The 6,307-nt window shown below is 61.1% G+C and carries 6 protein-coding genes; 2 read left to right on the top strand and 4 right to left on the bottom strand.

Translation table 11 applies throughout. The features are described from left to right. Positions 1-175 precede the first annotated feature (175 nt). The 3 genes from ACSFE6_RS30760 to ACSFE6_RS30750 all read right to left on the bottom strand — a co-directional run bounded on the left by ACSFE6_RS30760 (position 176) and on the right by ACSFE6_RS30750 (position 2,769). A complete protein-coding gene (locus ACSFE6_RS30760) occupies positions 176-493 on the bottom strand; it encodes a DUF2388 domain-containing protein (protein ID WP_435431140.1) in 318 nt (105 codons plus the stop codon). A 71-nt stretch (positions 494-564) separates the two neighbouring features. Beyond that, positions 565-2,349, bottom strand: a complete 1,785-nt coding sequence (locus tag ACSFE6_RS30755) for a GspE/PulE family protein (protein WP_435431139.1) — start codon at positions 2,347-2,349, stop codon at positions 565-567. 90 nt (positions 2,350-2,439) lie between these two features. Then, the gene (locus ACSFE6_RS30750; protein WP_435431138.1) at positions 2,440-2,769 is read right to left on the bottom strand and encodes a hypothetical protein; all 330 of its coding nucleotides are present in this window, start codon (positions 2,767-2,769) and stop codon (positions 2,440-2,442) included. A gap of 126 nt (positions 2,770-2,895) precedes the next feature. Here ACSFE6_RS30750 and ACSFE6_RS30745 point away from each other — a divergent pair, with 126 nt between their 5' ends. Further along, the gene (locus ACSFE6_RS30745; RefSeq protein WP_175391080.1) at positions 2,896-3,360 is read left to right on the top strand and encodes an Lrp/AsnC family transcriptional regulator; all 465 of its coding nucleotides are present in this window, start codon (positions 2,896-2,898) and stop codon (positions 3,358-3,360) included. Between the two features lie 98 nt (positions 3,361-3,458). Here the strand turns inward: ACSFE6_RS30745 and ACSFE6_RS30740 are convergent, their stop codons facing one another. Then, on the bottom strand, positions 3,459-4,829 hold the full coding sequence (locus ACSFE6_RS30740) for an inorganic triphosphatase (RefSeq protein WP_435431137.1): 1,371 nt from the start codon (positions 4,827-4,829) through the stop codon (positions 3,459-3,461). Positions 4,830-4,986: 157 nt separating this feature from the next. On the opposite strand from ACSFE6_RS30740, the gene argE reads away from it, so the two are divergent. Beyond that, entirely contained in the window at positions 4,987-6,144 is a 1,158-nt protein-coding gene (gene argE, locus ACSFE6_RS30735; protein WP_435431136.1) for an acetylornithine deacetylase, read from the top strand. Positions 6,145-6,307 lie beyond the last annotated feature (163 nt).

The raw sequence follows: 6,307 nt of genomic DNA, 5'->3' as shown, positions 1-6,307 counted from the left end.
CCCGGAAGACACGGCCCCCTTGTGGAAGCGAGCCTGCTCGCAAAAGCGGTTGGACAGCAACTGGAGATTTCGACTGATCCACCGTCTTCGCGAGCAGGCTCGCTCCCACAGGAGATTTGCATAAACCATAAAAAATGCCGCTCATATGAGCGGCATTTTTGTCTGGCCGGAAAGCTTATTCCGAAGCCACGGCATTCTTCGCCAGGATCGCGTTCGCCAACTCCATGTCCGTGGCCTGCAGGCCCGGGTTGTCGGCGCGGACTTTCTGCATCGCGGCCTCCAGGTATGGGCCGCGGATGCCGCCGTCACTGGCAACGAAGCTGCCGGCATCGTCCTGGGCCGCGACGATCATCTTGTTATCCTTGAAAGTCAGGTAGGTCGAGCCGGTGGTCGCACCGGAGGTAAGAACGTTACGCCAAAAGCTATCAGCCATCGCCGAACCGACAGGCAGGGACAACAGGGCGATGGTAGCGACAGCAAGTTTGAAACGCATGATGGGTGACTCCACTGTTTAATCTACGCCCTTGGATTGTCTGCCCCTGACCGAGTTCCATCAGGCCGCATCTACTTCTGCTCGCTCTGGGGTGTCACGCGCAGCACCTCCTCGACCGTGGTCAAGCCGGCCGCCACCTTTTGCGCTCCCGACAATCTCAGGCTGCGCATGCCTTCCTTGAACGCCTGGCGCCGTACTGCCAGCAGATCGGTGTCGGGGTTGATCAACGCCTTGAGCCCATCGCTCAGTTGCATGATTTCGTACACCCCGGCGCGGCCGTGATAGCCGGTGTCGCGACATTCCAGGCAGCCGATGGCGCGTTGGGCGTTGCTGGGCAGAGGAGCCTGCCAGGGCCGGGTGAGGGTTTGCCAATCTTCTTCGCCCAGAGCTTGCGGGGCCTTGCAGTGTGGACACAGGGTTCGCACCAGTCGCTGGGCCATGACCCCGAGCACGGTGGCCTTGATCAGGTAATGCGGTACGCCAAGCTCCAGCAGGCGACTGATGGCGCTCGGCGCATCGTTGGTGTGCAGCGTCGACAGCACCAGGTGACCGGTAAGGGCGGCCTGGATTGCCATTTCGGCGGTTTCCAAATCGCGGATCTCGCCGATCATGATGATGTCCGGGTCTTGCCGCATCAGCGCCCGTACTCCCGAAGCGAAAGTCAGGTCGATGTTGTGCTGGACCTGCATCTGGTTGAACGCCGGTTCGACCATTTCAATCGGGTCTTCGATGGTGCAGAGGTTGACCTCCGGCGTCGCCAGCTTCTTTAACGTGGTGTACAGCGTGGTGGTCTTGCCGGAGCCGGTTGGGCCCGTGACCAGAATGATGCCGTTGGGCTGGCGGGTCATGTCCTGCCAGCGTCGCAGGTCGTCGGCGGAAAACCCGAGCTGATCGAAGTCCTTGAGCAGCACCTCAGGGTCGAAGATCCGCATGACCATTTTTTCGCCGAAAGCGGTCGGCAAGGTCGAGAGTCGCAACTCGACTTCGCCGCCATCCGGGGTCTTGGTCTTGACCCGGCCATCCTGGGGTTTGCGTTTCTCCGCAACGTTCATCCGCCCCAGGCTTTTCAGGCGGCTGACGATGGCCATGGTCACCTGCGGCGGGAATTGATAGACATTGTGCAGCACGCCGTCGATGCGAAACCGCACGGTGCCTTGTTCGCGCCGGGGCTCGATGTGTATATCGCTGGCGCGCTGTTGGAAGGCGTACTGAAACAGCCAGTCGACGATGTTGACGATATGCGCGTCGTTGGCGTCCGGCTCCTGATCGCTGGCGCCGAGGTTGAGCAACTGCTCGAAGTTGCCCAGGGTGTTGACCTGCTGGTCGCTGTTGTTGGCCCCGGTGACTGATTTTGCCAGGCGGAAAAACTCAACGCTGAAGCGTTGGATGTCCACCGGGTTGGCCACCACGCGTTTGATCGGCAGCTTCAGTACATGGGTCAGGTCGGCTTCCCAGCCGTTCACGTAGGGTTGTGCGCTTGCCACGGTCACGGCGTCACGGTCGATGGCCACCGCGAGAATCTTGTGGCGTTGGGCGAAGGCGTAGGACATCAGCGGTGTCACGGCCGCGACGTTGATTTTCAGCGGATCGATACGCAGGTAAGGCTGGCCGGCCTGCTGCGACAGCCACAGGGTCAGGTTTTCCAGATCGAGGTGTTTGCCGGGGCGGCTGAGGTCGTCCAGCTGTTGGCTGGCGATGAACTCCAGGGGGTGCATCTGGCCATGGGCGGCGTTGCGGCGACGGGCGTTGAGCGCGTGTTCGGCCGAGTCCTGGCTGATAAAGCCCTGGGCGACCAGCTCACGCAGCACATCGTTGAGATCCAGCCAGCGGTCCTGAATGGCGAATTGAACGGACATGCGGGTTCCTTATGGGCAACAGTGCGCAAAGGATAGTCGTGGCGCCACGGACCGTTGGGCCACTACCCGACCAAGCCGTATCGGTTTTTTTCAGCCGGCCGCCTGAACGGTTTCAACCCAGGCAGCGTCAGCCCCCTGCAGGTCCACCGAGCAGACGCTGATCAGGTTGCGAAGTTTTTCCGCAATCACCTGGGCGCGATGCCAGCTTAATCCGTCGATGACGACTTCAATCGCCAGCAGGTCATCCTGCCGCTGCACGTGCACCTGCTCCGGCGTCAGAAACTGCATCGCGAACAAATTGAGTGCTCGACACAATAGATCGGGCTCGGCTTCGGCGAGCAATTGGTACTGGACGCGGCAATGGCTGTTGTTGACGTTCCAGGCATCAGCGCGGGTGTTCACGGCTTGAAGGTGCGGCATGGTCGTTCTCCAAAATCACTGGAGAAAGTTTTACATTCGGTGCGGGGTATTTCTTATCTATGATGGGCTGAATCGTGATGTCATCGAATCAAGTAATTCATTAATTAACCATCTGCAGGTTTTTTTATGCAAAGCGAGTTGGACGGCTACGACCGCAAGATCCTGGCGTTGCTGCAGGAAGACGCCTCGCTCTCCAGTGCGCAGATCGCCGAACAAGTGGGGCTATCGCAATCACCGTGCTGGCGGCGGATTCAGCGGATGAAGGAGGAGGGGATCATTCGTGGTCAGGTGACCTTGCTCGACCGCAAGAAAATCGGCCTGAACACGCAGATTTTCGCGCAGGTCAAACTCAACGCCCACGGCCGTTCTAACTTCACGGAATTCACCGAGGCGATCCGTGGTTTTCCCGAGGTGCTGGAGTGCTACGTGTTGATGGGGGCCGTGGATTTCATGCTGCGGATTGTTGCGGCGGACATCGAGGCGTATGAGCGGTTCTTTTTCGAGAAGCTGTCGATGGTACCGGGGATTCAGGAGGTCAACTCGATCGTGGCGTTGTCGGAGATCAAGTCCACTACCAGTTTGCCGGTCTGAATTTTTTATGGCGGATGTGCCGGCCTCATCGCGAGCAGGCTCGCTCCCACAGGTATTGCACTGAGCCTGTGGGAGCGAGCCTGCTCGCGAAGGCGGTATTACAGACGCAGCAAGGTTTTCCAGGCACGGTTCTGGTAAACCGCAATCGCCTGCTGCTTACGCGCATCAAGCAATTCATCAGTGATCGTCGGTTCGTTGGCCAGTTGCGCCAGTTTGTTCAACTCGCCATACAGGCGGTCCAGTTCCGGGATGTCCAGTACGTTGCGCGCATGGTGCAGCCAGGCCTGGATGCGTTCGATGCGCGGCAGTTGTTCGGCCAGGTCTTCCGGTTGTTGCTGGTAGCGCTGCAATTGCAGCGAGTTGGCTTCTTCGCCCAGCAGACGCGGCAACCAGCTGCCCAGTTGCGCGGCGCCCTGGCGATTGCCGCGGGTGTTGCGGTCGGCGGCCCAAGTGCGGGCCAGCAACCAGCGCGAAGTGGTCAACGAGAACAGACCCCAGCGCGGATCTTCCAGTTCTTCGAGGAACTGCTCCGGCGCGGCTTTACGCACGTCTTCATCCTCCACGCCGACCTGGACCAGCGGGCGCCAGTCTTCCAGCAACGCATCGAGCGCGACACGCAGGTCATGGGTCGATTGACGTGGTGCAGCCTGGCCGAGGCTGCTGACCAGCGCACGCAATTCAGCCAGGTTTTCCACCCAATCTTGCAGCAGGCGCCAGTGGCCATTGAAGCGGTATTGCTCGGCCAGACGCTGGCTGCTGCCCAGCAAATGCCAGCACAGCGCGGCGAAGGCATCGTCCAGTGGAGTTTCGGCGGTGAGTTGTGGCGCCGGCAGGCTCAATGAATAGCTGTGGGCGTCGTACAGGCGATAGCCACGTTCGGCCTTGCTGATGTCGCACGGCATCAGGGCCAGGGTCTCGGCCAGTTCGGCAGCCAGTTCCAGCAATGCGGCCGGCTCGCCTTCGCGCAGTTCCAGTTCCAGTTCGCAGATTTCTTCTTTCTGCTTGCCGACCACTACGTGGCCCAGGTCGAGAGCGGCTTCGATGACCACTTTGGCCTTGCCGCGACCCCAGGCGATTTCGGCGCGTTCACGGACGAAATCGGTGGTGAAGATCGGCTTCAGGGTCTTCTTGTCCAGTTCGACCAGCTCTTCGGGCCAGCATTCGCCGTCGAGTTTCTTCAAGTCGAGCTTGGCTTTGGGCAGGTGCCAGTCGTATTCGTTACGCACGGACAAACCGGCGACGCTCTGGCCGCGGGTCTTGAGGGTCTGAATCACTTCTTCGCCATCCTTGCGCAGGCGCAGGGCTACCTTGGCGCGGGCCAGATCGCGCTCAGGGGTGTCGAAGTACTGGTTCATCAACTCACGGCGTTCCCAGCCACTTTTGTTGCGTTTTTTCAATAAAGGGTGCTCGCGCAGGGCGGCGAGGGTTTCGCGGCTGACGCGGAGTTTGATTTCGGTTTCTTTCTGCATGGCCGGAAAATCCAGGATCGGGAGCGCAGCCGGGGGGAATGTGTGGCTGCCAAGGTCGTGCAGTGTACAGGACTCGCTCCCTCTACGCGCCGCGACGGTTTATTCCTGTCGCAAGATGGCTCTATGATGGACTTCAATCCGGGAGTTGGAGTCAGCGATGCCTTTGCCGTCCATGAAAGATCAGTTCGCTGCACTGATCGCTGCACCGTCCGTCAGTTGCACCCAGGCGAGTCTCGATCAAACCAACCGACCGGTGATCGACCTGCTGGCCGCATGGCTCGGCGATCTGGGCTTTTCGTGCGATATCCAGCAGGTCAGCCCCGGCAAGTTCAACCTGCTGGCCAGCTTCGGCAGTGGTCCTGGTGGCCTGGTGTTGGCCGGGCACAGCGACACCGTACCGTTCGACGGAGCGCTGTGGCAATCCGACCCATTGAAGCTGACCGAGATTGACGGTCGCTGGATCGGCTTGGGCGTTTGCGACATGAAGAGCTTTTTCGCCCTGGCCATCGAAGCGGTCAAACCGCTGCTCGATCAACCGTTCAAACAACCACTGCTGATCCTCGCCACCTGCGATGAAGAAAGTTCGATGTCCGGTGCCCGGGCGCTGGCTGAGGCGGGGCGACCGTTGGGGCGGGCAGCGGTGATCGGCGAGCCGACCGGGCTCAAGCCGATCCGCATGCACAAAGGCATCATGATGGAGCGCATCGACATTCTCGGGCAGAGCGGTCACTCCTCGGACCCGCGTCTGGGCCACAGCGCCCTGGAAGCCATGCACGATGCCATCGGCGAACTGCGCGGCTTGCGTTTGTTGTGGCAGCGTGAATTTCGCAATCCGCAGTTCAGTGTGCCGACCCCGACGATGAACTTTGGCTGCATCCATGGCGGCGATAACCCCAACCGTATCTGCGGGCAGTGTTCGCTGGAGTTCGACCTTCGGCCCTTGCCGGGCATGGACCCCAAGGTCCTGCGTGCCGAGATCCTGCAGAAGCTCAAGCCGATTGCCGAGCGGCATGAGGTCAAGATCGATTACGCGCCGCTGTTCCCCGCCGTGCCGCCGTTCGAGCAGGCCGAAGACGCGGAACTTGTGCGAATCGCCGAAAAGCTCACCGGCCATAGTGCCGAAGCGGTAGCGTTCGGGACCGAAGCGCCTTATCTTCAGCGTCTTGGCTGCGAAACCCTGGTGCTCGGCCCTGGGGATATCGCCTGCGCCCACCAGCCCGGGGAATTCCTCGAAATGTCACGTTTGCAGCCTACGGTGCATCTATTACGTCAGTTGATTGAACATTACTGCCTGAAACCGATGCCAAGCCATTAGGCCGCCCTTGTGGGGGGGGGGGGGGGGGGGGGGGGGGGGGAGGGGGGGGGGGAGGGGGGGGGGGGGGGGGGGGGGGGGGGGGGGGGGAGGGGGGGGGGGGGGGGGGGGGGGGGGGGGGGGGGGGGGGAGGGGGGGGGGGGGGTGGGGGGGAAAATGAGAAGGG

Source organism: Pseudomonas baetica (assembly GCF_051216495.1).
Classification (GTDB): domain Bacteria; phylum Pseudomonadota; class Gammaproteobacteria; order Pseudomonadales; family Pseudomonadaceae; genus Aquipseudomonas; species Aquipseudomonas baetica_B.
Note: the sequence above shows the minus strand (reverse complement) of the source record. Positions and strands in the feature narration are given on the sequence as shown.